This window comes from Stutzerimonas sp. KH-1, assembly GCF_054483855.1.
Genome location: NZ_CM137011.1, coordinates 3250151 through 3273714, shown reverse-complemented (window position 1 = coordinate 3273714; position 23564 = coordinate 3250151). Strand labels below are relative to the sequence as shown.

Sequence of the window (23564 nt, the reverse complement as noted above, 5' to 3'; positions counted from 1 at the left end):
CGGACGGCGGGCTGCAGCTGAGCACGCCTAGAGTTGAGTTACGTCGATTGTAGAGGTGGCGACAACGGCGACACTGGCGACAGCGCCGGTGGGGGCGGCTATAGCGCTACGCGACAGCATGGCGACAGGTGGCGACAACTAGGGTTTGTCGCCAGTAGTCGCAAGGGTGTCGCCAGTGAAAGCCACCTGAGCCACGGGCTTTGTCGCCGGTGTCGCCGGTGTCGCCACGGGATTGATCCGGAAGTGTTTTCCGTCGCTGCTCAGGAGGTAGTGATGCTCCACCAAGATGGACAGCAGCTTGTCACGCAGGGCGGCGCTCTTGCGGGCGAAGCGCGGCCCCTCCCGTTGCAGGGTGCGCGCTTCGAAGCTGTGCCAGCCTTTGGCATGCAGCCAGTCGAACAGACTCTGCGCCTGTAGCAGCTGGGGCTCCGGCTTCGCTGGGTTGCTAAGGCGCAACGCTTCTGCGAGATACCAATGCATCAGGATGGCGGAGCGCTCAACGACAGGGCGGGTGATAGCCTCGGCGTTCTCGACGACTGCCAACACCCCCGCAATGCGTAGTAGGTTTTCCCCGGCCTTGGCGGCCGTGGGCTTGATCTCTTGAAGATCGCCCCCTTTGCCAAGTTGTACTTCGATGGCGTCGTGAGTGGCGATCCACGCAACCAAGGCGTCGCGCTCCAAGGGCAGCGTCGGAGGCAGCAGTTGCCCAGCTTCGTCAAACTGCGTCGCGCGCTTCAGTAAGTGGGCCATGCACTGCCAGTAGCGCTGCAAGCGGACGTCGCTCAAAGGATCAATGTCACGGTAGAGGCGGCTACCGGCGAGTGACTGCGGCCAGGCCAGCAGAAAGCGCGCCAGAAATCCTTGCCCTTGCATCAGAGGACTGGCTAGCACCTCATGCGCGACTATTGGCTGAACCATCAGGTGCGCGCTCAGGCGGCAGCCGCTGCGGGAAGCGCTTTCACCCTCTGCGGCGCGAGTGCGGATGATAGGCGCCCCGTCCCACAGTTTGGATAGCCCCGCAACGCTCTTGAGCATGTTCTCGGGTCTGCTGGCATGCCCGCCAAAGAATTGCCCACCTTCGTCGCTGAAAAGCCCCTGCGAGGGGTGGCCGTTCAACAACGATTTCTGCAGGCCCTCTAGAGTTGGTTCCTCAGCCAGGATGAACGGCATCAGCGGCGTGGCAGGCTCCTCCAGTTTGGCCAGTTCGGCGGTCACAGCCTCGGGCGAGCCCTTGGCCCTGTCCAGGATCAGGTCGCGGCAGCGTTGGTAGGCGTCGCGTTTGTCGCGGTAATCTTGCTTCTCTGCTTTGTAGCCGTCCAACAACTGGCGCTGTCGATCATGGTGGGCACTCAGCGCCAGGCGGTCGGCAGCGCTTTTTCGGTCGCCTGACTCCGCAACGGTCAGGAAAAACAACGAAAGAGGAATGAGTTGTCCGGCACGCTGTACGTTAGCGTGTGGTTGAGCAGCCATTGCTGCAGCAGCGAGGACTGACTGAGCGGCCAGCGCATCGGGAACCTGGACGGCCTCGATGATGGCCGTTGTAGCGCCTCCCAAGATGTCGCCAAGGGCTTTGAGGGGGTAGGGCGTGGCGGCTTCCAGAGCGGGTTGCAAGGGTATCGGCTCTGGAAGTGTCGTCGCGTTCAAAAAAGTGGCGGTCATGCGTGGGCCTCCTGGCACAGGCGCAGGTTGGAGGTCTTAAAGGTTCAGGCTGGAAGCCGCGCAGCCTCAGCGTGGCGTTCGCCTTGATCCCGGAGGCGATCAACAGACTCTCCGGGTGGGTGCGTGCACCACTGCCAGCAGGTGCCCGCACTCATTGCCACGTCGCGGCAGCGCGGTTGCGCTCACGATGTAGCGCGTCGTGCCGGATTGGAGGTGCCCCAGAGGGTGGTATGCGTGCGGGATCTGAAGTCGCAGCTTGGTGCTCAGCGTGCGAGGCCGACGGCTTGCTCAACCTGCTCGCGGTTCCATAGCAGTCGGCGACCGAGTCGGCAGGGCTGGGGAAACCCAGGGGTATCGCGGCGCAGGCGCCAAAGCGTGGTTTGGCTGCAGCGCAGCAACTGACAGAGTTCGGCGTTGGTCAGGAAGGGTTGTTGCGACATGGCAGGTGCTCCTCGTTGATGTCTGGAAACACTGTGCCGGTTCGTGAAATCGTTTTGGGGCCTAATCTGACCAGATTCTTGTCAGTTTAGAAAATCACCGAACGGGAAGTCGTCCGAGCCCGAACACGGGCGCCTTGGACTGGCAAAGTGTTGCCTGACTTTCGGCTAGGGTTGGCCGATAACGTTGAGCAAGGTGGAAGTGTTGAGCAAAGTGTTGAGCAGAAACGAAAAAGGCCCACCTTGCGGTGAGCCTAAGTCGTTGATTTCTATGGTGCCGGCACCAGGAGTCGAACCCGGGACCTACTGATTACAAGTAACCAGCCCGCTATAACAATATCATACACTTAGAGCATTCTTTATTACGGGTTTAGCCACCTTGGCGGCCGCGTGCTCCGTAATGTTGACGCCGTTTTTTACGTCACCGCTTGCTTTTAGCAACTGCTAACACTAATCTTCGCCGCATCCCGCCCAAGGCAGTAAGCCGTCCACCCTATCCAGGACGTGCCGAACCCTTGGGCGTTATGCTTTCTGGAGCGGTGAAATGCCAACGGCGATCCTTGTGGACGGTGCTTTTTTCATCAAGCGTTTTCGAAAGATTGAGCCGGACAATGCCTATGATGCCCAGCGGGCGGCTGACCTGATCCATCGGTGGGCGATAGCGCATTTGGCTCCTGCTTCGAAGCCCAATGGTGGAGGCCAAGGCAAGGGCCCTCGCCGTGAGCTTTACAGGATTTTCTTCTACGACTGTCCACCTCTGGACAAGAAGTACCACAACCCGATCAGCAAGCGTTCTGTCGACTTCGCGCTTTCGCAGGAAGCGGTTTTTCGTAAGGAGCTGCACCGGCAGCTGTTGAATAAGCGGAAGCTGGCCCTTCGAATGGGGCATCTCTCAAAGGATGTCCGTTGGACTATCCGGCCTGACAAGATTGCTTTGATGCTAAAGGGGCAGCTTCAGGTGGCGGACCTGACCGCTGATGATGTGCGAATCGACACCAAGCAGAAGGGTGTTGATATGCGGATTGGGGTTGATGTTGCGTCCCTGTCTTTCAAGAAGCAGGTGGACCAGATCGTTCTGATCGCTGGCGATGCTGACTTTGTTCCGGCGGCGAAGCTTGCGCGCCGGGAAGGGATCGACTTCATTCTCGACCCCATGTGGCAGAGTATTCCGGACGGGTTGATGGAGCACATCGATGGTCTCCGTTCTACCTGCCCCAAGCCTGGCGCCGCCGCGCGCCCTGCTGCTGTGGCGGCGGCTCCAGCCGAGCAGGCTGTCGTTCTGCCTGCAGTGCCAGGCGAAGTTTAATCCCCCGCTGGATTAACCACCGGCACGCTGTGGTCGTAGACGTCCAGCATCCCCTCGCTGCGGTGGCCTGAGGCCTGCTGCTTGTCGGCGCGGGTGCCTTCCGTGTCGGTGATGCCCCTCCTCTTGAAGTCGTGCAGGCCGAAGCGTTGCTCGGCGGTCATGACTCCCTTCTCGATTGCCTGGGTGACTAGGCGCTGCCAGGCCGTGTCCAGACTGGTCTTCTGCAGGGCGCCGCCGTGGGCGGCGACGATCAGCCGGCGCTGCTCGGCCGCGATCGGCACCGGCATTTTCTTCTTCTCCCAAATATCGGCTCGCACCTGCTTGGCTGCATCCCACGCCGCGCGTAGGCGTGGCGTCCAGCGCACGATGTTGTCGCGGCTGCCCTTGCGGCGGTTGGTGAGCACGCCTTCGGGGGTCTCGTTCGCATCGGTGAGGGTGACGGTCTCGATGCCGCGCAGGCGGCACAGGTAGCTGATCTCCATCACGTACCAGAGGTACGGCGCGCAGGCGCCTTTCTCGCCGCGGGTCAGTCTGCCCTGCTGCTGGGCAAACTGGATCAGCGCGGCCATCGCCGTAGGCTCTGGAAGGCGGCGCAGCTTGCGCTCCTTCGGTGCCTCGATGCCTTGGGCCGGGTTGACGTCGACATAGCCACGGTTGCGGCCCCACTGCATCAGCCGGCGCAGGTAGCGCAGGGCGTGGGCTGCCTTGGATGGTGTGCCATCCAAGGCGATCCGATCCACCACGCGTTGCACCAGCGGCGGGGTGAACTTGCGCACGGCCAGCTCGCCCAGCGGCTTGCCCAGCTTCGTAGGGATGCCCAGCAGCACGTCGCGTGAGTAGCAGTAGTCGTCCTGGGTCTTCTTGGCCAGGCGTTTGAACTGGTCGCTCTTGTGGAACTGCTCGGCGAGGAAGGTCAGGCTGTCGCGGTCGATGCCGGCGCGCTCTTCCATGATCCGGTGCAGCTCGGACAGGGTTACATCCCGGCCGGCGAGGTTGGTGCGGCGCTGCTTGCCGGCCTCGTCCAGATAGAGGGTGTACCACACGCCAGATCCGCGATGGTCGAAGTAAACGGCCGCTGGGAGAGCGGCCTGGTCGATGTGCTTGGGTATGTGCGGGCTGTGCTGCCGCTTGCGTCCACGTCTCATACGATGCTCGGGTCGTAGTGTTCCTGGTTGCCGGGCTTGAGGCCGCCCGCCTGGTTGATCAGATCGGTGGTTGTCCACGGGCCTAGGCGGCCGTGGAATATCCGGATTCCTTGCTTGCGGAGCGTGCGCTCGACGTCGGCGCGGCGCTGGTAGCCCGTCACCTTCTGCAGGTCTTCGAAGTCTAGGATGCCGGCGACATTGCTGCTCATCTCCGCGCCCTCCTATCAGGCTGCTGCCGCTGCCGGCCACGCGCCGACAGCGTCGAAAATGCGTGCGGCCTGTCCTTCGTCCAGGGACACGCTGTTGGGGATGGCGATCCAGCCGGAGCCCACGATGTGCTGCTTGTTGCAGCCGTCGAGGTGTTGCCGGTAGCAGGCCTCGATGACGTCTGTCAGCTGGTCGGCGAGGTAGAGGCCTTGGGGTTCTACCTCGATGCTCTTGATGTAGCGCTGGCCGAACTGGTCGATGCACAGGGCGCTGATGTAAATGCACCATGGGTGAGCGAAGTCGCACACGGCGTCGGCGATCGCGCGCCCGGGCGCGATGGACTTCGCGTTCTTCCAGTTCACCAGGCCCTGGCGGCCGCTGGGGTCGATGTTGACCACGGCGACGTTGTTGCTGCGCAGGGTGGCGCGGCAGGTGCGCGCCAGACGGGCCCGCATGTTGTGAGGCTTGCGGGTGCTCATGCCGCGCCTCCTGTGAACATCTCGCGCTGGGAGGGTGGTAGGCCTACGGAGCGTAGGCCGCTGTGCCACAGCTCCGGGCCGTCCATGGTTACTCCGACATAGAGTCGGAGATTGTGGTGTTTGCAGCGCAGCTGGAGCACGACACCGGTTTCGGTGCGCTGTTGCTGCATGACCAGCCACTCGCGCCCGTTTCGCTCCAGCTTCGCGCCGATGGCTACCTTCTGCATGCGCTCGAGGTAACGCTGCCGGAGCTTGGTTCCTGGGCCGGTCATGCTGCCCCCTCGCTCTGCTGCTCTAGCTGTTGAGCCTCGGCAACCCTAGCCACTTCCAGCCAATGCTCATCTGCGGAATGGGTGGGCGTCGGTGCGCCTTCAAGCATCGCTTCAAGCCCTTCAATCACTCGCGCAACGTCCGGCGCGACAGGGCGGCGTATGCCAAGCAAGTTAATGGCGTTGCGGATCAGTGGACGGTGGGTGATGTGTAGCGGCTCTGCCTGTTGCACTGGCGGCGGCGCGGCGGCTGTAGCCGGAGCGCTCAGGATCGCCAGTCTCACCGCCAGCTCCATATCACCGAATGGCATGTGAGCCTCTTCGGCGGCCCGCACCATTTCCGGAGTAGGGAGGAACGGAACCAGCGCATAGCCATCTGGCACGGCTACGGCAGGCCGAGCCTCCAGCTGTTCAATTTGGCTCCAGTTGCAGTGGATCAAGTCGACGAGTTCGCGGATGGCGTCTTGCTTCGACTTGCGCTCATAGCGCTTGATCATGCTGCGGCGGTCGTTGCCGCCGCGTACCTCGAATACGCTCATGCCACAGCCCTCCGGCGATGCGTTGTGCTGAGCAGCTGCAGCAGACGCTGGTGGTAGTGGATGGCGGCATAGCTGGGCTGCCATGGGTCGATGTAGCCGGCGTGAGGCTGGATGCCCTCGAGGCAGGGCCACGGCTCGGCGTGGCTGGGCATCAGGTCGCGCTTCTCGGTGGCCAGCGCTACCAGGTCGGCGTGCTTCACGCAGTCGGGCAGGATCGGGTCGAGGTCGAATCGCTGGCAGATGGCGATCCAGACCCGGCGCTCGGTGAGGTCGTACAGGCACTCGTCGCCGTGGCTGTTGGCGAAGTCGCGCATGCCTTCCTTAAGCGGGCGCACCAGGTCGCCCACGTAGGCCTCGGTGGCGTCGTGCAGCAGGGCGGCCAGGTGGTGCTCGGTCGGTACCAGATCGGCCACCAAGTAGCAGTGTTGGGCCACGCTGTAGAAGCTGCTGGTGTGGCCGTTGAAACGGCACTGCATGCTCAGGCTGTGGGCGATATCGGTCGGGTCCACCATGTCGGCGGTGGGGTTGGCCAGGTCGAACTTGCGGCCGCTGCGGGTCAGTATCCAGCTCATACCAATGCCCCCACCTGCAGGGTCTGATGGAGATTCAGCGCCATCAGCAGTTGCTTGGCCTCGTGCATGGCGTCATCGAGGGCGTGATGCTTGGTGCCTTCGAAAGGCAGTGCCTTGGCTTCGGGGTAGAGGGCCAGCAGGGTGCGCAGGTCGCGGTCGTTCCAGAAATGCCAGAGGTTGCCCATGCCGCAGGCGTCGAGCGCGCTGCGAACGATGACGTTGTCGAAGCTGCTGCCGTTGCCCCACACAAGCGCATTGCCTTCTGCGATGAAGTTATTCAGGCCTGTGAGTGCGACAGCGAGCAGCACGGAGGCTTGGCTGCCGTCCACCTCGGCGCGGGCGGCGGCGTCCTGCTTCAGCCACCAGTTCACCGTGCTGGCATCTGCCACCAGCCCGGCCTGCAGCGATGACTCCAGGCACACGCGGCGGTAGAGGGTGTCGGTGATGGCGCCTTGCTCAATGCGCACGCAGCCAATGGCCACGATGGCGGCGCGCGGGCCTTTGCCCATGGTTTCCAAGTCGAGCACGTAGTGGGTGGCGTTGATCATGCTGCGGCCTCCAGGGTGCGTGCTTCCTGCTGGTCGTTACGTGCGGCCAGTGCGGCGCGCAGGCGTTCGGCCATGTTCAGCGTCTGCTGGGCGATGTGGCTGGCCTGGGTGGCGTTGTTGGTGGATCCGAAGCCGTGGAAGGTGCGGCTCAGCAGGCCCAGCTGCTCGGCGGCCGTTTGCAGGGTGAGCAGGTCGGCCTCGGTGAAGGGGTTGGAGCGGCTGGCGTAGATGGCGATGCGGCGGTCGGCGTCCTGGATCAGCTCGTCGCGCTCAAGGCGGCGGGCGGTTTCGATGTCGGCGGCAAGGCCGCTGAGGCTATCCAGCTCGCCCTGGAGCAGTTCGATGCGGACGAGTTGGGCGTTGCGGGCGTCGTCGTAGCCTTGGTCGTAGCCAATGGCGCGGGCCTGCTGGGCAGCGCGGAAGGCGAGCCATGCGAGGGCAAGGCCGATGATGATGGCCAGGGCGGCGCCGAGCTGGAGTACGGTGATGTTCTGCATGTGCTGTGTCCTCGTTAGGACCCGCCGCCGGGAATAGTTGTCAGAGTCCGGCGGCGGGGTGTTGCTGAACGGTTAGAGGGTCGCTTCGTACACCGGCACGTCGCCGATGCTGTCTGCGATCTGCTTGCGGACGGCGTTGTAGGCCTCCTCGAGCACCTTGTCCGGGCGCACCAGCTCGAACCACATCGACAGGCGGCCTTCGCTGATGCGGTAGCGGAAGCGGGCGGTGATCAGGAAGGCTTCGCCGCCGAGGAACGGCTTGAGGCCGATATAGAACTGCTCGGGGATATTGAGCTGCCCGGCTTCACCCGCGCGGCCCTCGATCTGCTCGTTGTAGGTGAGCTGTACCTGGCCGTTGTCCAGTCGGGTGCCCTGGCGGAAGCTGATGTTCTTCTTCGCCTCGAGGGTGCGGCTGATCTCCAGCATGTCCGCTGCGCTCGGTGCTGCAGGGTTGTCCGGCGGGGTGACGATGTCCTTCACGTTGTTTTCGATGAACTCGGCGAAGCTGGCCTGATCCATGCGCTTGCGGTCGGCGTCCTTCCAGTTGCCCCACTCGATGGTGAGCGGGCAGCAGTAGGTGGCGGTGTGCTCGCCCCAGGCGGGCTGGTCGGGCTGGTGGTAGTCGAACACGGCGCGGAAGGTGCGGCCTTCCGGACCATTGCAGAACACAGCTGTGGCCGGGGTGGCGAAGCGGGTGATGTAGGCGATGAAGGTCAGCGCGTCCAGCACGGTGAGGCGCTGGCGGGTGCGGACCGGTGCCGGGAGGTGCTTTTCCAGGCCCTGCAGCTCAACGCCTTGCGGCACCAAGGCGATGGGGCACGCCAGACCGGGATGATCGATCGGCTTGCCGAGTGCCTGGGCGAGGGTGACGAGCTGGTTGATGGCTTGTTGCATGGGGTGTGCTCCTTGTGAGCGGTGTCAGAGAGGGGTTATTCGTTGACCGTGCGCAGGGCTTCGGTCGGTGGGGTGTCGTCGGTCACCGAGCGCAGCGGGATTTCCTGCTGGCGTGGGTCGCGGCGGGTCAGGTTGCCTTCCGGGGTGAGGAAGAACAGCGAGGTGCCGCGCGACAGCACCGGCTCCTTGGCCTTCACGTCGGCCTTGATGGTCATCTGCCCGGCACCGTCTGGCTTGTAGGCGAGCTTGATGGTCAGCTCACCGGCTTTGCCGGTCAGGCGGATGGCGTCGACCAGTGAGTGCTGGACTTCGGTCAGCTCGTCCAGCAGACCGCCGGCCTCGATTTCGCGCAGGGTGTCGATGAAGGGTCGTGCTTTCTTGCTCATGTGCTGTGCCTCGTTGTTGTGGATCGTCAGAGAGTTGCCCGGAGCGGCCGGGCACCGTGTTGCTAGGCTGCCTGCTCGGCCTGGGCGTCGAGGTACTCGGCCAGGTCCTGGAGGAACACCTTGGGCTTCTCCAGCCGGGAGTCGGTGAACTTGCGCGTGCGCAGCTTCACCTTGCCGCGGTTGATCAGCGCGAGCAGGCTCTTGTCGGTTTTCAGGTGGGGGAAATAGCTCTCCCGCACCTGGGTGATGGTCAGTACCTCGGTCTGCCACTGCAGCAGCAGGCGCGCGTGGGTTGTGCTCATGCCAGGGCCTCCCCGGCCCCCGCCATGGGGAGCTGGGCTGCCACAAGCTCGACCAGGCCTTCGATGGTCTTGCCCAGTTGGCGGGCGACCACGTTGTCAGCAGGGTCGGTGACCACCACGCCGAAGGGGCGCTGCGGGTCTGTGGTGACGGTGACGTGAGGCACGTAACCGCGCGGCAGGCGGTGGAACAGGGCACAGAACAGCGCCGGCAGGTGGCGCGCGTTGGCGTCCTGCGGCTGCTGCAGGCGCTCGATGGCCTCCCGGCTGGCGCCGCGCACGGTGGCGCGGTCGATTACCGTGGGGAAGTCGAGGTGCAGCTCGACCAGCTTGAGCGCGCCGATCGCATGCTCGGCGGCGGTAGGCTTGTGCGGATTCATGCGGCGGCATCCTTGTGCTTGGTGATGGTGACGGTCACGCCCAGTTGGGCGGCGAGCCAGGCAATGCCGGCCTCGGTGACCATCAGCACGGCGTAGTGGCTGTACTGCTTGCGCTGCTCTACCCAGCGGCTGCGGGCATCCATGAACAGGTGGCCACCGCCGACGTGCTTGGCAGCCAGGGAGCCGTCGTTGTTCACGGCCTTGGTGCTGCGCAGGTGAGCGCGCAAGGCGCTCTCCCGCAGGCCCAGCACCTGGGCGGCTTCACGAATGGTCCGGTTCATGGGCTGCCCTCAGGCTGCGCTGCGCAGGGACTGGCGGCGGATCAGGACGCCCATGAGGCGGTCCAGCTGCTTGTAGAGGTGCGGCAAGTCCTCGTCGTTGTGGATGACGAAGTCGTTGTCGTGCACCCCGATGCCGCTCTCGCTGGCGTGGCTGGCCACCGCCTGGGCCTCGGGCCGATGGATATGGACGATGACGCCGCCCTTGCTGCGCACCCAGTCGGCCTCGTTCTCGAAGCGCACGTCGCGCAGGATGAAGCCGGTGATCGGGTCCTGGTGCAGGGATGCCATGTGGTTGAGGTTCTGCTCGGCCAGCAGCAGCCAGAGCTCGCGGTGCACCATGTCGCGGCCCCAGTCGGTGCCGAGCAGCTGCATCAGCTGCCGCGGGGACTTGCCAATGCCCGGCAGCGGTTCTTCCTTGAGGGCGCCTTCGATGTGTTCGGCGGTCAGGTTGAACATCTGCATGATCGCGGCCTTGAGCGGCTCGGCGAAGGCGTAGGAGAGCAGGGCGTAGTGCGCGGCCAGGTAGCGGGCAGCGGTGTCTTTGCCGGTGCGGGCGAGGCCGTGCAGGCCGATGATCAGCTGTTTCATGCTGCGTCACCTCCCTGCGGGCCGAAGCTGTTGCTGCGCTGGGCGCGGCGCTGCTCGCTGGTGACGTACTGGCAGCCGGCATCGCGCGCCAGGCGGCGGACTTCAAAGATGCGGGCGAGATTGCTGGCCGGGTGCATAAGCACCTGGCAGGGGGTGGGTGCGTGCTGTGTCGTTTGCATGTCGCGTACTCCAAAGGTCAGAGTGTGGGTACGCGCTCAGATTACAAGAAAACACGTTAATAGCAACAGGGTTTTTTGTTTTGTTTTTTTGTAGGCAACAAAAAACCCGCACGTGGCGGGCTTTTGGCGCGCTAAATATCAGCGGAGGACGGAGTACCAGAAGACGCGACCTATGACTTCGATGTCCTGCGTGGCCATGTCTTCTTGGCTGTACTCTTCGTCGGGGTGTTCGGCTTGATTGAAGCTGCGCATCCGGATGCCCCCTGTTGGGAGACGATAGAGCATCTTCACGCGTAGATGGCCATTGTGGCTTAGCGCGTAGATATCCCCATCCTTTACAGATGTTTTCGCGCGATCGACGCCGACGGTGCTTCCGTGCGGCAGCACTGGCTCCATGCTGTTGCCGTAGACCGAGACGCAAACTGCGCTTTCTGGCTGGATGCCTTGGCGGCGCAGGGTGTACTTGCCGAAGCGCAGTTTGGCGGAGCTGAACTCCTGAATGGCGGTGCGGCCTGATCCGGCCGACAGCTCTACTTCCTTGAGCAATGGGACCTCTACTTCGTCGTCATCCAGAGGCGTGTCGTCATCCCACACCGAGACAGGGCCGAGCATGACGGCTTCGGCTTCTCGTTGTGGGCTCTTGCTGGGGTCGATGGTTCCGCCAGTCAGCGCAAGGTAGTCAGGTAATACCCCGAGAACCGTGGCAATGGTGGGGGCGTGCCGCGAGGTCTGGGATTTCCCTTTCTCGAAGGCAGCGTAGGACTGCTGCGTCAGCTTATCGCCTGGCGGCAGTCGTTTGGTTGTCAGGTCGGCGACTTCGGTCTGGGTGAGCTTCAGCTCTTCCCGGCGGGCCTTGAATAGCTTGGCGACCTGGCTAGGTGTGTAGTCGAGATTGATCATGGTGCGAGGCTACAAAATCCTTTGTTCGCCAGCAAACGTATAAAGCTGTTGAGTGTTTACAAAAAAACTCGTAAATTGGTGCCAAGCACGATCAGTGAGGTTCCTATGAACATCTCCGAAAAGAAGCGTGAGGCGTTCTCCACTGCAATCACTAAAGCAGGTGGGCAGACCGCTTTTGCGCTGCTCGTATCTACGGCAGAGCGGCCTGTATCGCAGCAGCTGGTTTCGTACTGGCTGAAAAAGGGCGAGCTGCCGGCTGAGCTGGTATTGCGCGTGGAGTTGCTGACTGGCGTTTCACGCGAAGAGCTCCGCCCTGATGTTTTCTGCATTCCGGAGGAGCTGCAGCAGCCGCATGCGGCTTGATAAATTGCCGGCGCGGGACTCTGACCTCCCGCGCCGGCGGGGTGCCGGGCAAGGACTCTGACCTCCTTGCTTCGGCTTACGACGACACAGCACTGCATCGGTCGTAGCTATAGAGTAGGGCCTGCCCTGCGCGATGGCTACACCGTAAAGGGGGCATTTACGGTTATGAGTCGCACAGACCTACTGCCGGACGCGGGTCCGGTTCTTTCTCTCCGCCAGGCGCTTTACCGCTCCGGGCGCGACTACAAGGGGGGCATCACGTCCCTCGCTCATGACATGGTCATGGATCTGGATTCTCTGCAGAAGAAGCTCAAGCTCGACGAGGAACGCCGCTGGCCGACCCCGGATGAGTTGGAGGAGATCATCGCCCTGACGCGCGATGACCGTCTGCTGGATGCGCTGATGCGCCCGGCCGGGGCGGTGTGGTACCGCCCGGATCCAGTGCCGGCCACCAAGGATGCGCTGGAGGCCGTGGGCAAGCTGCTGGAAACCGAGGGGCAGTTTGTGCGCAGCCTGCACAAGGGTGCCGAGGACAACAAATGGGAGGCTGATGAGGTCGCCCTGCTGGAGTACCACGGCAACCGGGTTATCCGCGCGGTGCTGGGCATCATGGCCGGCGCGCGGCAGGCCATGGAGGCGCGCAACGATGGATGAGCGCTATCTGGAAATGGCTGAGCAGGCTGCCGAGGCCGAACGCCAGCGGGCGATTGCCAGCCGGGTGCAGTACAGCGGCGAGAGTGCGCTGGAGTGCGAGTCGTGCGGTGATGAGATTCCCCAGGCGCGCCGTGAGGCGGTGCCAGGGTGCCAGACCTGCATTGAGTGTCAGGCGCTGCGGGAGCGGCGCGTATGACGCAGGCAGGGACCGCCACTCCGATTGCCGCCTGGGCGCGGCGCTACATCGAAACCTTCAACCTGGCCCTGGTGCCGATCGCCCCGGGCGAGAAGGCCCCGAAGGGCAATGGCTGGAACCAGCCCGGCGGGTACTTCACCGAGGCAGGCGAAGCCGAACGCTTCTGGCAGGAACATCCGCGGCACAACATGGGTGTGGTGCTGGGCCCGAGCCGGGTCTGCTCGCTGGACGTGGATGATGTGCCGAGTACCCGCCAGGTGCTGGGCGACCTGCTGGGCATGGATCTGGATGCGCTCGCGGTGGTCTACCCGACGGCGGTAGGCAACCCCGAGCGCTTTCGCATTCTGTTCCGGCTGCCGGAAGGCGTAGAGCTGACCCGCCACTCGCTGAGCTGGCCGAACGAGCAGGACCCGGATGGGAGCAAGTTCAAGCTGGCCAAGGCCGCTGAGCTGCGGGCCAAGGAGACGGGCGACAAGCAGCTGGAGCAGGAGATGCGTGCGAAGGCCGATGGCCTGAAGCGCTTCACGGTGTTCGAGCTGCGCGCCGGCCTGGTGCAGGACGTGCTGCCGCCCTCGATTCACCCGGGTACCGGCAAGCCGTACACCTGGCGCACGCCGCCCTCGGCGGATGGCCTGCCGGAGTTGCCGCGCGATCTGCTGAACATCTGGACCAACTGGGACATCTTCAAGCGGATGGCCGAGGAGGTTTGCCCATGGGCGCCGAAGGCTCAGCAGCCGGCGGCGGTGAAGAAGCCAGCACGGCCGGCGCAGCAGGGTGGCGGCGATCTGCCGAAGGTGATCGATGCCTTCAACCGGGCGAACCAGGTGGAGAGCCTGCTGGCGGCCCACGGGTACCAGCGCCGCGGCAAGAAGTGGCTGTGCCCGCAGAGCAGTACCGGGCTGCCGGGTGTGACCATCAGCGAGGATGGCCGGGTGTATTCGCACCACGGGTCTGACCCGCTGGCGAACGGGCACCAGAATGATGCCTTCGATGTGTTCTGCATACTCGAGCACAACGGCGACGTGCCGGCGGCGATCAAGGCTGCCGCCAAGGCGCTGGGTATCGAGGCGCCTGCGCGGCAGCGGGCTGCTCGCCCTGATGCTGCGGACCTTCCCCCGGCCCCATCCTCGGGTGATGCGCCGGTAGCGCCGGCCGGCTCCTCCGACAACGGGGGGCAGGGGGAGGCCCTGACTCTGGAGGCCTTGCTGCGGCGCTATGCGCTGGTGGAAGGGACCACTCATGTGTGGGACTTCGACAAGGCGAAAAAGATGAAGCGCGCCGGCTTTGAGGCGCATGTGGGCAAGGAGTTGTTCAAGGAGTGGGCTGCCGTCACCGACCCTGACCGCAAGAAGCGGGTGAGTGAAGAGTGGGTGCGGGATGTGGAAGAGACCCGCCGCATGGACGGCAAGAAGGGCGGTGCCTTGGGTGTGCCGGCCATCGAGCGCTATGTGTACATCGACGGGACCAAGGATGTGTGGGACGCGGCGAAGAAGCGGCGCATCCCTGAGGGTGCTGTGAAGATGGCGCTGGGTGACGGCTACAGCTTGTGGCTGAACAGCCCGACTCGGCGTGTGGTGGACGTGGACCACATCGTGTTCGATCCGACGATGACGAAGGACCCGGCGGTGTACATCAACACCTTCGAGGGTCTGCCGCTGGAGCCGGTGCGGGATGACGAGGCCTGCGCGAACCTGCGCTGGCTGATCAGCTTCCTGTGCAACCACGATGAGAAGGCCACCGAGTGGCTGACGCGCTGGATGGCCTACCCGCTGCAGCACCTGGGCGCCAAGATGGACACGGCGGTGCTTATGCACTCGACGATGGAGGGCTCGGGCAAGAGCCTGCTGTTCGCGGACACCATGGGGATGCTGTACGGGAAGTACGCGGCCACGGTGGGGCAGACGCAGCTGGAGAGCAACTTCAACGCCTGGCAGAGCGGCAAGCTGTGGGCGGTGTTCGAGGAAGTGGTCTCGCGTGACCAGCGTTACAACCAGGTGGGCAAGATCAAGCACCTGATCACCGGCAAGACGGTGCGCATGGAGAGCAAGTTCATCAACGGTTGGGAGGAAGCCAACCATATGAACGCGGTGTTCCTGTCGAACGAGATCATGCCGTGGCCGATTAGCGACAGTGACCGGCGCATGCTGGTGATGTGGCCGCTGGAGACCCTGCCGGAAGAACGCCAGAAGGCGATCGGCCGTGAGTTGGAGGGCGGCGGGGTGGCGGCGCTGTATGCGTGGCTGCTGTCGGTCGATCTGGACGACTTCGACCAGCGCACCCGGCCGCCGCAGACCGAGGCCCGCCAGCGGCTGGTGGCCCTGAGCAGGGCGGGGTGGCAGACCTTCCTGCATCTGTGGCGCACCAGCGAGCTGGGCACCGGGTTGTGGGGCGCCTGCCTGTCGAGCGACCTGTATGCGTTGTTCCTCGAGTGGTGCTCGCGCAACAAGGAGCACGCGATGAGCCAGACGAAGTTCAGCCTGTTCATCAGTGCCGAGGTGCAGAAGACCCGGGCCATCCCGTGGACGGATGGCAACAGCAGGCGCTTCGGGGCCTTCTTCTTCCCCTGCGATCCGGGGGCTTCCCTGCCCCCATCCACCAGTTCGGCCGACCTGGGCAAGCACGTGACGAAGTGGCGCGATGCCGCGCGCATGGCGGGCTGGAACGTGGATGCCTGGGAACACCTGAAGGGGGCTGCGGCATGACTGCGCGCGATTGTGTGTTGGGTTGTGTTGGGTTGTGTCGGGTTGGTTTTTGCGAGCCAACACAGGCGCAAGCCACGATTGGCGCGGGTTGTGGCGGGCTGTTGCGGGTGTGTTGGGTTTTTCCACGCGCGCAGGCGTGCGCGAATTTTTCCCAGTGGCTCGATGGTGGCGAGGCGTTTTTTCCTTACGCGAGGACTGAAAAACCCGACAAACCCAACACACTTAACACAGCATTAATCAAGGTGCTGTTTTTAAAGGGTTTTTTGTGTGTTGGGTTTGTGTTGGGTTGGGCGTCTTTGTGTTGGGTTGGTTCTGGTGATGGGGAGCAGGGCGATGATTGAGGCGATCGAGGACGTGATGCGGCATTGGGGCGAGCAGCAGCGCAAGTGCGGCCCCAGTGGCGGCCTGGCCAGTCCGATGGGGGCGCTGATCCAGTACGGCGGGCCGGCGCCGCGCGGTGGGGTGAGCGGGCACCGGGTGCTGCTGGCCGGGGCTGGGGTGGACTACCTGGCCAGCGAGGTGGCTGCCGCGGTGGCTGCTGTCGAGCGCGATGCCGAGGATGGGGTGCTGCTGGCGAAGCTGGCCCGCAAGCGTTACCTGCCGTGCCCGGCGCTGGCTCTGCGCGATCAGCTGTATGACCTGGAACTGAAGGTGAGCGATGCCGGCGAGCGGATGTACCTGCGGCTGGTTCATCGGCTGCATGAGCTGGTGGCTGCGGAGCTGAAGGCGCGGCATCAGCGCAGCGCTGCCCAGCTCGCGGCGGCCAAGCGCGAGGGCGATCGGCTGCGCAAGGCATCGGTGCAGCAGGCCGCAAAGGCCCACTCCCGGCGTGGTGCGGAGCTGCATGGGGCTAAAAAGGCGTGACCGTTCGTCGGCTGTTCGGCGTCGGTGCGCCCCGGTGCGCCCCCGTCAGCCCCCGTCAGAATGTACCGATAACAGGGGCTTTTCGGTTTGTCGGTCGGGGGGTACAAAGGCGGCACGATTCGATAGGTGCGCCTCTCGACCACTAGGCACAGTGCTGTGCGCCGCCCGTGAGTCCCCACTCCGGGCACCTGCAAAACCCCGCCCACCCCGGCGGGGTTTTCTTTTTCCGATTCCCTGCACGCCGAATGCGGGCAGGCTCTGCCCGTGGCAGCGGGCGTTTTCTTCCTTGGAGGTCGCACCGTGGATAAGGACCCGACCAGCTACGGGCTGCTCACCTATGCGTGGGTGCTGCTGCTGGCCGCCTGGGGCGGCTTCACCAACTATCGGGCGCGTGTCATGAGCGGCAAGGTTCAGAAGTTCAGCCTGGCTGAGCTGGTGGGCGAGGTGTCCACCAGTGCATTCGTTGGCGTGATCGCCTTCTACCTGTGCGAGGCGGCAAGGCTCGACCCGCTGTGGTCGGCGGCCATCGTCGGCATCAGTGGCCACATGGGTGGTCGGGCCATCTTCCTGTTCGAGGATGTGATGCGCTCGAAGCTCGGTGTGCGCTGGGAGCGCTCGCACGATGACAACGGCGCGCAGTAACTCGAACGCGCGTGGCTACGGCTACCGCTGGCAGTTGGCGCGCGAGGATCACCTGCGCCGCCATCCCTACTGCGCCGAGTGCAGCACCGCCGAGCGGCCGGTGCCTGCTGTGGTTGTGGACCACAAGATTCCGCCGCGGCTGACCGAGGCCAAGCAGAGCGGGATTGCTGAGCGCATCAGTGAGGCATGGCGCCTGTTCTGGTCGCGCGACAACTGGCAGTCGCTGTGCAAGCACTGCCACGACTCGGTGAAGCAGCGCCTGGAGAAGTCCGGGCGCCGCGTCGGGTGCGATGCCTCGGGCCGCCCCACGGACCCCGCTCACCACTGGAACCGCCGGGCATAGCCCTGCCCAGGGGTAGGGGGGGTGAAAAACATTCCGCCGCTCACCTTCTAGACCGCCCGGTCCCCTTCGTTCGCAACGCCGGGAAAAATGGAGGGTGGGGGGTCTAAAGATTCTGGAGATGGATATGTCCGGGAATGGCAATTCAGGGCGCCCCGGGTTGCCCGCAACCGTTCACCTGCTGCGTGGGAACCCTGGCAAGCAGAGCGTGGCCGCGTTGCAGGCCGCAGCGCATGAGCCTGCGGTACCAACCGCCGCGCCGCCTAAGCCTGACTTCCTGAGCCCGGCTGCTGCTGAAGAGTGGGACCGGGTAGTGGCTGCCCTGCTCAGCCTGGGCTGGGTCAGCACCCTGGACATGATGGCGCTGGCTACCTACTGCGAGGCGGTTGCCGACTGGACTCGCTTCCGCCGCATGATCGCCGAGCAGAATGCCAAGGCTGACGGTGCCGGTGATGTGCAGACCTACGCCAGCGGCGCCAAGCAGATTAGCATCTGGCGGCAGCTGGCCAATGATGCCGAGCGCCGGGCCAACCAGGCGGGAGCCCTGTTCGGCTTCTCGCCGATCGCGCGGCGCAACATGAAGGCCGCCGCGCCTCAAGGCGAGCTATTCCCCAATGACGCACGAGACGCAGCAGACCGCTACTTCAACTGAGTGCCGGGTCAAGGCGTTCGCGCTGGATGTGCTGGACGGCAAGATCGTCGCCGGGCCACATGTGCGCAACGCCTGCCGGCGCCATCTGCGAGACCTGGAGACCGGCGCCCTGCGTGGCCTGGTCTGGAGGCAGGATGCTGCAGACCGCGCCATCGGCTTCTTCGAGGACGTGTTGTGCCTCAATGGTGGCGACTACGAGGGCCAGCCGTTCCTGTTGGCGCCGTGGCAGGCGTTCGTGGTGGGCAGCCTTTTCGGCTGGTACACGGACGATGGCTACCGGCGGTTCCGCATGGCCTACATCGAAACCGGCAAGGGCTCAGGCAAGTCGCCGCTGGTGGCCGGCATCGGTCTCTATGGCCTGGTATCCGACAAGGAGCAGCGAGCCGAGATATACGCTGCCGCGACCAAGCGCGATCAGGCGCAGATCCTGTTCCGCGATGCGGTGAGCATGGTCACCATGTCGCCGGCCCTGTGCAGTCGCCTGGTGCAGTCCGGGCGGGACGAGAAGGTATGGAACCTGTATTACCCCTCGACCAACAGCTTCTTCCGGGCGATCAGTTCCGACGATGGTCAGTCAGGCCCGCGGCCGCACATCGCTCTGATCGACGAGCTGCACGAGCACAAGACGGCCAGCGCAGTGAACATGATGCGTGCCGGTACCAAGTTCCGGCGCCGCGCGATGATCGTGATGATCACCAACAGCGGCTCGGACAAGAAGACGGTCTGTGGTCAGCACCATGACCTTGGCGTGCGAATCTGCTCGGGGCAGGAGGAGAACGACACCTTCTTCGCCTTCATCTGCTCGCTGGATGAAGGGGATGACCCGTTCACCGATGAGTCCTGCTGGCCGAAGGTCAACCCGTCGCTGGACTACATCCCTGAGGGCCAGACCGATGGCATCCCCGGGCGTAAGTACCTGCGCGAGCAGGTGCAGGAAGCGCGCGGCCTGCCAGCCAAGGAGGCCGTGGTAAGGCGCCTCAACTTCTGTGAGTGGACGCAGGCTGACTCACCGTGGATTGGCTGGGACGTCTGGAGCCAGGCCGAGGAGCGCGTGCCGATGCGCGTGCTGCGCAATCGTCCCTGCGTTGCTGGTCTCGACCTGTCCAGCACGACTGACCTGACCGCCTTCGTGCTGCTGTTCTACCCGACCGCGGCCGATCCGCACTGGCGCCTGCTGCCGTACTTCTGGATTCCAGATCACCAACTGGACAAGCGCGAGCAGCGGGACAAGGTGCCCTATGCCTTGTGGATCAAAGAGAAGCACCTGGAGACAACGCCCGGCCGGGCGATCGGCAAGCTGCATGTGCTGCGGCGCTTGCAGACCATCTGCCACTACTTCGAGGTGCAGCAGATCGCCTACGACCGCTGGCGTATCGAAGACCTGCGCGAGCTGATGGCGGAGCACAGCATCGAGCTGCCTGAGCTGGTCGGGTTCGGCCAGGGCTTCAAGGACATGGGGCCGGCGGTTGACGAGTTCGAGCGGCGCCTGCTTGGCATAGCGCCAGAGCCAGAGGTGATCGATCTGGCGCCGGAGGATTACGAGCTGCTGGATAGTGCTCCGGTGGAGATCGAAACCCTGCGTCACGACGGCAACCCGGTGCTCACCTGGAACGCCGGTAACGCCATCACCGTGTCGGACCCTGCAGGCAACCGCAAGGTAGACAAGGCCAAGGCAATCGGGCGAATCGACGGGATTGTCGCCGCCATCATGGCTACCGGCATCAGCGGCGCGACCGCGGCCGGCAGCGGCAAATCAATCTACGAGGAAGAAGGGGTCGGAATATGAAGTTGGTCATCCTGTCCTGGCTGGCCGGGCTGTTTGGCTTCGGCCTGCTGGTGGCGGGCGTGGCCATGTTGCATGTGCCGGCTGCATTCATCGTTGCGGGCGTTGGGCTGCTGGCCTGGGCTCGCCTTGCTGACAAGGCGGCTGCGGCCGCCGCTATGGCCAAAGGAGGCTGAGCATGTTCTTTTCCAGCGTGCTCTCCAGTGGGCATGGCAGTGTCAGCGACGGTAGCAGCAACTTTTGGCGCGGCCTGATCGGCTCTGGTCGCAACAGCACGGGCATCAAGGTCACGCCAGAAACTGCGCTTGGTGTGCCTATCCTGCAGAACTGTGTGACTCTGCTGGCCGAGAGCATGGGGCAGCTCCCACTGGAGCTGTATCACCGCAGGGATAAGGGGCAGCGGGAGGCAGCAATCAACCACCCGCTGTATGACGTGCTGCGCTACCAGCCCAACGGATTCCAGACGCCCTACGAATTTCAGGAATGCAAGCAAATGGCTTGCGGCCTGCGAGGCAACAGCTTCAGCTGGATCGATCGGCGCGACGACGGCAACGTCAAGGCTCTGTGGCCGCTGATGAACGATGCCACGCAGGTGCTCAAGGGTGCCGACTTGCTGCCGTACTACCGCATCGGTAGCAATGAGCCGGTACCCATGCGCATGGTGCACCACGTGCGTTGGGGCAGTCTCAATCACTACGTGGGAATGTCACCCATCGAGCTGCACGCCGAAGCCGTTGGGCTTGCTCAGGCCGTGCGGCAGTACACCGGCAAGTCGTTTGCCAATGGTGTAGCCGTGTCGGGTGTAATCGAGCGCCCCCGCGAGGCGCCGGCCATCAAGGACCAGGCGACCATCGATCGCATCCTCGATCAGTGGGGTAGCAAGTTCGGCGGCATGGACAACGCCAAGAAGGTCGCCTTCCTGCAGGAGGGCATGGCCTTCAAGCCGGTGTCGATGAACCACGTCGATGCCGAGATCGTGAACATCCTCAAGCTCACTGGCACCGATGTGGCGAGGATGTACAAGATCCCGTTGCCGATGGTGAATGACCTTGAGAAGGCAAACTACAACACCATCGAACAGCTACTGATTCAGTTTGTGGTGTTCGCCTTGTTGCCGTGGGTCAAGCGGCACGAACAGGCCATGATGCGGGACTTCCTGCTGCCGCAGGATCGCCGCGAGTACTTCATCGAGTTCAACCTGTCCGGCCTGCTGCGTGGCGACCAGAAGAGCCGCTACGAGGCTTATGCCATCGGGCGCCAGTGGGGTTGGCTATCGGTCAACGATATCCGCCGACTGGAGAATATGCCGCCGGTCCCCGGTGGTGACGTGTACCTGCAGCCGCTCAACATGGTGGACGCCAGCAAGGGCATGCCTGACCTGAACAACCCGAACGTGCGGGCGCAGCTCGAGCTGCAGCAGCGCGAGATCGAAAGGATCCTGGCCAATGAGTAAATACCTCCGAGCCTCCAGCCTGCTGTTCAACCAGCCGTTGCTGGTGACGCCCGACATGCTCGACCTGGGTGTGCAGTGGGCAAACCGCACGATGAATCTGAACATCATCAACATCGGGGCACCCGCTACGCCGCAAGTCATGGAGGATGACGACTACTCCAGCGTCCGCATGGAGCGCATGGAGGAGCAGCGCCGGGCGGCCATCGCGCAGACCGGCGTGGAGGTGCTGCCGGTGCACGGGGTGCTGGTGAGCCGCGGTAGCCACATGAACCCCTGCGAGACCATGACCAGCTACGAGGGCCTGCGACAGCAGTTGAAAGCGGCAGTAGCAGACCCGCTGGTCGAGCACATCGTGCTGGACATCGACAGCCCGGGAGGGTCAGCCGTCGGCGCCTTCGAGCTGGCCGCTGATATCCGCGCGCTGGCTCAGCAAAAGCCCATCACGGGTCTGGTCAACTTCATGGCCTACAGCGGCGGCTATCTGATCGGTTCGGCCTGCTCCGAGCTGGTGGTGAGCCAGACCAGTGGCGTCGGATCCATCGGTGTCATTGCCAGCCACATGGATCGCTCCAAGCTGGAAGAGAACATGGGCGTGAAGGTCACCACGGTTTTTGCCGGGGCACACAAGAACGACCTCAGCCCGCACGAGCCGATCAGCGACCAGTCGCTGAAGGTTCTGCAGGACATCGTGCAGGAGAGCTACCAGCTGTTCGTCAGCGCTGTGGCCGAGTATCGCGGCCTGACGCCCGAGCAGGTAATGGCGACGGAGGCCGCCCTGTACCGTGGAAAGGCAGGCATTGCGGCCGGCTTGGCCGATCGTCTGCAGAGCCCGCAGGATGCCGTGGACCACATTTCCCGAGCAGTGGCCAACAGCCGGGCGATGCGCCAACAGGGCCGCATCGGCTTACGCGCCGCCGCGCTCAATATCCAGACCCGACTCTGACCGCGTTCGCGGCAGTCAACCAGGCCCGCCATGTGCGGGCTTTTTCATGCCCAGGAGGCACGTATGTCCCTTGTACTTCAAATGCGTAGCGAACGCGCCAAGCTCAATGACCAGCTGCAGGCGCTGGCCAAGATCGAGGCCGATGGCGGTAGCCTGACTGCCGAACAGCTGTCCCAATTCACCAGCCTGGAAAGTCAGATCAATGCGCTGACCGACAAGATCAGCCGTGCGGAAATTGCCGAGCGGGCCAGTGCGGCCGCTGCCGTACCGGTCAGCGAAGGCGCTCAAGGCATCGCGGGTCCGCCCGCCGTGGTCAGTCAGCTGCACAAGGACACCGACCCGAAGGTGGCCATGGCGCAGATGGTTCGCCTGATCGTTCAAGCTGGCGGCAACCAGCACCAGGCCGCCGAGATGGCCAAGGAGCAGGGCTTCAACTCCGACGTGCAGATGGCACTGTCGACCGTCACTCCGGGCGCAGGTGGTGTTCTGGTACCGACCAACTTCAGCGGCGGCGTGATCGAATCGCTGCGTCCGAAGTCGGTGGTTCGCCGCATGGGTGCCGTCAGCCTGCCGCTGAACAATGGCAACCTGACCATCCCGCGCATCACCGGCAATACCTCGGTCAGCTATATCGGTACCGAGACGGATATCTCCCTGACCGGCATGACCTTCGGTGACCTGAAGCTGTCGGCCAAGAAGGCCGCGGCCATCGTGCCGATCTCCAACGATCTGCTGGCGGTTGCTGGCGTCAGCCCGCGTGTGGATCAGCAGGTCAGTTCCGACCTGGCCACCAGCATGGCGCTGTCTGAGGACCTGCATTTCATCCGCGGCTCCGGCGTTGGCGTGCTGCCCAAGGGCCTGCGTTACTGGGCGCCCGCCGGCAACATCGTGCCGCAGCCTGCTGGCGTCACCTTGGCCGATATCGACACCTTCCTGGGTGGCCTGATGCTTCGCCTGGAAGTGGCCAACGTCGACCTGGCTGCCTGCGGCTGGATCATGCACCCGCGCACCATCCGCTGGCTGCAGTCGCTGCGCGATGGCAACGGCAACAAGGCCTACCCGGAGATCGATGCCGGCCTGCTCAAGGGCTACAAGTTCGCCCTCACCACGCAGATCCCGACCAACCTCGGTGCCGGTGGCAATGAATCCGAGATCTACTTCGTCAACTTCGCCGACTGCTACATCGGTGAGGACGAGGCCCTGGCGATCGCCATCAGCACCGAGGCCACCTACAAGGACGGCAACGGCGACATGATCAGCGCCTTCCAGCGCGACCAGACCCTGATCCGCGTGATCAGCAAGCACGACTTCGGTCCGCGCCATGTCGAGTCTGTCGCTGTGGGTACCGCCGTCACCTGGGGCGCCGGCATGTAATTGAACGCCCCGCCGCAAGGCGGGGCATTCCCT

General features: G+C 64.0%; 33 protein-coding genes. 15 read left to right on the top strand and 18 right to left on the bottom strand.

Annotation, left to right across the window (positions count from 1 at the left end; translation table 11 throughout):
* Positions 1–138: 138 nt before the first annotated feature.
* Both ACX1DW_RS15855 and ACX1DW_RS15850 read right to left on the bottom strand, forming a co-directional pair.
* Entirely contained in the window at positions 139–1659 is a 1521-nt protein-coding gene (locus ACX1DW_RS15855) for a YfjI family protein (protein WP_437235237.1), read from the bottom strand.
* A gap of 263 nt (positions 1660–1922) precedes the next feature.
* Positions 1923–2099 carry a helix-turn-helix transcriptional regulator gene (locus tag ACX1DW_RS15850; RefSeq protein ID WP_139113518.1) on the bottom strand — a complete coding sequence of 59 codons (177 nt, stop codon included), beginning with the start codon at positions 2097–2099 and terminating at the stop codon, positions 1923–1925.
* A gap of 541 nt (positions 2100–2640) precedes the next feature.
* Between ACX1DW_RS15850 and ACX1DW_RS15845 the strand changes: the two genes are divergently transcribed.
* Positions 2641–3402 (top strand): NYN domain-containing protein, encoded by a 762-nt coding sequence (locus ACX1DW_RS15845; protein WP_458991861.1) that lies wholly within the window; start codon positions 2641–2643, stop codon positions 3400–3402.
* Here the strand turns inward: ACX1DW_RS15845 and ACX1DW_RS15840 are convergent.
* From ACX1DW_RS15840 to ACX1DW_RS15765, 16 genes are all read right to left on the bottom strand, one after another.
* On the bottom strand, positions 3399–4547 hold the full coding sequence (locus ACX1DW_RS15840) for a site-specific integrase (RefSeq protein ID WP_458991860.1): 1149 nt from the start codon (positions 4545–4547) through the stop codon (positions 3399–3401). The genes ACX1DW_RS15845 and ACX1DW_RS15840 overlap by 4 nt on opposite strands.
* Positions 4544–4756 (bottom strand): DUF4224 domain-containing protein, encoded by a 213-nt coding sequence (locus ACX1DW_RS15835; protein ID WP_095939847.1) that lies wholly within the window; start codon positions 4754–4756, stop codon positions 4544–4546. Before ACX1DW_RS15835 ends, ACX1DW_RS15840 begins: the two co-directional genes overlap by 4 nt.
* Positions 4757–4771: 15 nt before the next feature.
* Positions 4772–5233 carry a hypothetical protein gene (locus ACX1DW_RS15830; RefSeq protein ID WP_458991859.1) on the bottom strand — a complete coding sequence of 154 codons (462 nt, stop codon included), beginning with the start codon at positions 5231–5233 and terminating at the stop codon, positions 4772–4774.
* Positions 5230–5505, bottom strand: coding sequence for a hypothetical protein (locus ACX1DW_RS15825; RefSeq protein ID WP_458991858.1), 276 nt, complete (start codon positions 5503–5505; stop codon positions 5230–5232). The genes ACX1DW_RS15830 and ACX1DW_RS15825 overlap by 4 nt, the downstream gene beginning before the upstream one ends.
* Positions 5502–6041: a hypothetical protein gene (locus tag ACX1DW_RS15820; protein WP_458991857.1), complete on the bottom strand. Its 540-nt coding sequence runs from the start codon at positions 6039–6041 to the stop codon at positions 5502–5504. Before ACX1DW_RS15820 ends, ACX1DW_RS15825 begins: the two co-directional genes overlap by 4 nt.
* A complete protein-coding gene (locus ACX1DW_RS15815; RefSeq protein ID WP_458991856.1) occupies positions 6038–6613 on the bottom strand; it encodes a phosphohydrolase in 576 nt (191 codons plus the stop codon). The genes ACX1DW_RS15820 and ACX1DW_RS15815 overlap by 4 nt, the downstream gene beginning before the upstream one ends.
* Positions 6610–7161 carry a 3'-5' exonuclease gene (locus ACX1DW_RS15810; RefSeq protein WP_458991855.1) on the bottom strand — a complete coding sequence of 184 codons (552 nt, stop codon included), beginning with the start codon at positions 7159–7161 and terminating at the stop codon, positions 6610–6612. Before ACX1DW_RS15810 ends, ACX1DW_RS15815 begins: the two co-directional genes overlap by 4 nt.
* Positions 7158–7658, bottom strand: coding sequence for a hypothetical protein (locus ACX1DW_RS15805; RefSeq protein ID WP_458991854.1), 501 nt, complete (start codon positions 7656–7658; stop codon positions 7158–7160). The genes ACX1DW_RS15810 and ACX1DW_RS15805 overlap by 4 nt, the downstream gene beginning before the upstream one ends.
* Before the next feature lie 72 nt (positions 7659–7730).
* The gene (locus tag ACX1DW_RS15800) at positions 7731–8552 is read right to left on the bottom strand and encodes a YfdQ family protein (RefSeq protein WP_095939853.1); all 822 of its coding nucleotides are present in this window, start codon (positions 8550–8552) and stop codon (positions 7731–7733) included.
* 35 nt (positions 8553–8587) lie between these two features.
* On the bottom strand, positions 8588–8938 hold the full coding sequence (locus tag ACX1DW_RS15795; RefSeq protein WP_095939854.1) for a hypothetical protein: 351 nt from the start codon (positions 8936–8938) through the stop codon (positions 8588–8590).
* 62 nt (positions 8939–9000) lie between these two features.
* On the bottom strand, positions 9001–9240 hold the full coding sequence (locus ACX1DW_RS15790) for a pyocin activator PrtN family protein (RefSeq protein WP_095939855.1): 240 nt from the start codon (positions 9238–9240) through the stop codon (positions 9001–9003).
* Complete coding sequence (locus ACX1DW_RS15785) at positions 9237–9617, bottom strand: hypothetical protein (protein WP_458991853.1); 381 nt, start codon at positions 9615–9617, stop codon at positions 9237–9239. Before ACX1DW_RS15785 ends, ACX1DW_RS15790 begins: the two co-directional genes overlap by 4 nt.
* Positions 9614–9898: a hypothetical protein gene (locus ACX1DW_RS15780; RefSeq protein WP_458991852.1), complete on the bottom strand. Its 285-nt coding sequence runs from the start codon at positions 9896–9898 to the stop codon at positions 9614–9616. Before ACX1DW_RS15780 ends, ACX1DW_RS15785 begins: the two co-directional genes overlap by 4 nt.
* Before the next feature lie 9 nt (positions 9899–9907).
* Positions 9908–10486 carry a deoxynucleotide monophosphate kinase family protein gene (locus ACX1DW_RS15775; RefSeq protein WP_458991851.1) on the bottom strand — a complete coding sequence of 193 codons (579 nt, stop codon included), beginning with the start codon at positions 10484–10486 and terminating at the stop codon, positions 9908–9910.
* Positions 10483–10665, bottom strand: a complete 183-nt coding sequence (locus ACX1DW_RS15770; protein WP_458991850.1) for a hypothetical protein — start codon at positions 10663–10665, stop codon at positions 10483–10485. The genes ACX1DW_RS15775 and ACX1DW_RS15770 overlap by 4 nt, the downstream gene beginning before the upstream one ends.
* 138 nt (positions 10666–10803) lie before the next feature.
* A complete protein-coding gene (locus ACX1DW_RS15765; protein ID WP_458991849.1) occupies positions 10804–11565 on the bottom strand; it encodes an XRE family transcriptional regulator in 762 nt (253 codons plus the stop codon).
* A gap of 105 nt (positions 11566–11670) precedes the next feature.
* Here ACX1DW_RS15765 and ACX1DW_RS15760 point away from each other — a divergent pair, with 105 nt between their 5' ends.
* The 14 genes from ACX1DW_RS15760 to ACX1DW_RS15695 all read left to right on the top strand — a co-directional run bounded on the left by ACX1DW_RS15760 (position 11671) and on the right by ACX1DW_RS15695 (position 23531).
* Complete coding sequence (locus ACX1DW_RS15760) at positions 11671–11928, top strand: YdaS family helix-turn-helix protein (RefSeq protein ID WP_458991848.1); 258 nt, start codon at positions 11671–11673, stop codon at positions 11926–11928.
* A 165-nt stretch (positions 11929–12093) separates the two neighbouring features.
* Positions 12094–12582, top strand: coding sequence for a phage regulatory CII family protein (locus ACX1DW_RS15755; protein WP_458991847.1), 489 nt, complete (start codon positions 12094–12096; stop codon positions 12580–12582).
* The gene (locus ACX1DW_RS15750; protein ID WP_458991846.1) at positions 12575–12778 is read left to right on the top strand and encodes a TraR/DksA C4-type zinc finger protein; all 204 of its coding nucleotides are present in this window, start codon (positions 12575–12577) and stop codon (positions 12776–12778) included. The genes ACX1DW_RS15755 and ACX1DW_RS15750 overlap by 8 nt, the downstream gene beginning before the upstream one ends.
* The gene (locus ACX1DW_RS15745; protein WP_458991845.1) at positions 12775–15480 is read left to right on the top strand and encodes a bifunctional DNA primase/polymerase; all 2706 of its coding nucleotides are present in this window, start codon (positions 12775–12777) and stop codon (positions 15478–15480) included. Before ACX1DW_RS15750 ends, ACX1DW_RS15745 begins: the two co-directional genes overlap by 4 nt.
* The gene (locus ACX1DW_RS15740; protein WP_458991844.1) at positions 15477–15821 is read left to right on the top strand and encodes a hypothetical protein; all 345 of its coding nucleotides are present in this window, start codon (positions 15477–15479) and stop codon (positions 15819–15821) included. Before ACX1DW_RS15745 ends, ACX1DW_RS15740 begins: the two co-directional genes overlap by 4 nt.
* Entirely contained in the window at positions 15814–16344 is a 531-nt protein-coding gene (locus tag ACX1DW_RS15735) for a hypothetical protein (RefSeq protein WP_458991843.1), read from the top strand. Before ACX1DW_RS15740 ends, ACX1DW_RS15735 begins: the two co-directional genes overlap by 8 nt.
* Before the next feature lie 300 nt (positions 16345–16644).
* The gene (locus tag ACX1DW_RS15730; protein ID WP_458991842.1) at positions 16645–16986 is read left to right on the top strand and encodes a phage holin family protein; all 342 of its coding nucleotides are present in this window, start codon (positions 16645–16647) and stop codon (positions 16984–16986) included.
* Positions 16967–17329 carry an HNH endonuclease gene (locus tag ACX1DW_RS15725; RefSeq protein ID WP_458991841.1) on the top strand — a complete coding sequence of 121 codons (363 nt, stop codon included), beginning with the start codon at positions 16967–16969 and terminating at the stop codon, positions 17327–17329. The genes ACX1DW_RS15730 and ACX1DW_RS15725 overlap by 20 nt, the downstream gene beginning before the upstream one ends.
* 157 nt (positions 17330–17486) lie before the next feature.
* Complete coding sequence (locus ACX1DW_RS15720; protein WP_176481673.1) at positions 17487–17978, top strand: P27 family phage terminase small subunit; 492 nt, start codon at positions 17487–17489, stop codon at positions 17976–17978.
* Complete coding sequence (locus ACX1DW_RS15715) at positions 17941–19764, top strand: terminase large subunit (RefSeq protein WP_458991840.1); 1824 nt, start codon at positions 17941–17943, stop codon at positions 19762–19764. Before ACX1DW_RS15720 ends, ACX1DW_RS15715 begins: the two co-directional genes overlap by 38 nt.
* Positions 19761–19937 carry a hypothetical protein gene (locus tag ACX1DW_RS15710; protein ID WP_176481674.1) on the top strand — a complete coding sequence of 59 codons (177 nt, stop codon included), beginning with the start codon at positions 19761–19763 and terminating at the stop codon, positions 19935–19937. Before ACX1DW_RS15715 ends, ACX1DW_RS15710 begins: the two co-directional genes overlap by 4 nt.
* 2 nt (positions 19938–19939) lie before the next feature.
* The gene (locus ACX1DW_RS15705; protein ID WP_095939872.1) at positions 19940–21214 is read left to right on the top strand and encodes a phage portal protein; all 1275 of its coding nucleotides are present in this window, start codon (positions 19940–19942) and stop codon (positions 21212–21214) included.
* On the top strand, positions 21207–22157 hold the full coding sequence (locus ACX1DW_RS15700) for a S49 family peptidase (protein WP_095939873.1): 951 nt from the start codon (positions 21207–21209) through the stop codon (positions 22155–22157). The genes ACX1DW_RS15705 and ACX1DW_RS15700 overlap by 8 nt, the downstream gene beginning before the upstream one ends.
* A 63-nt stretch (positions 22158–22220) precedes the next feature.
* On the top strand, positions 22221–23531 hold the full coding sequence (locus ACX1DW_RS15695; protein WP_095939874.1) for a phage major capsid protein: 1311 nt from the start codon (positions 22221–22223) through the stop codon (positions 23529–23531).
* Positions 23532–23564 lie beyond the last annotated feature (33 nt).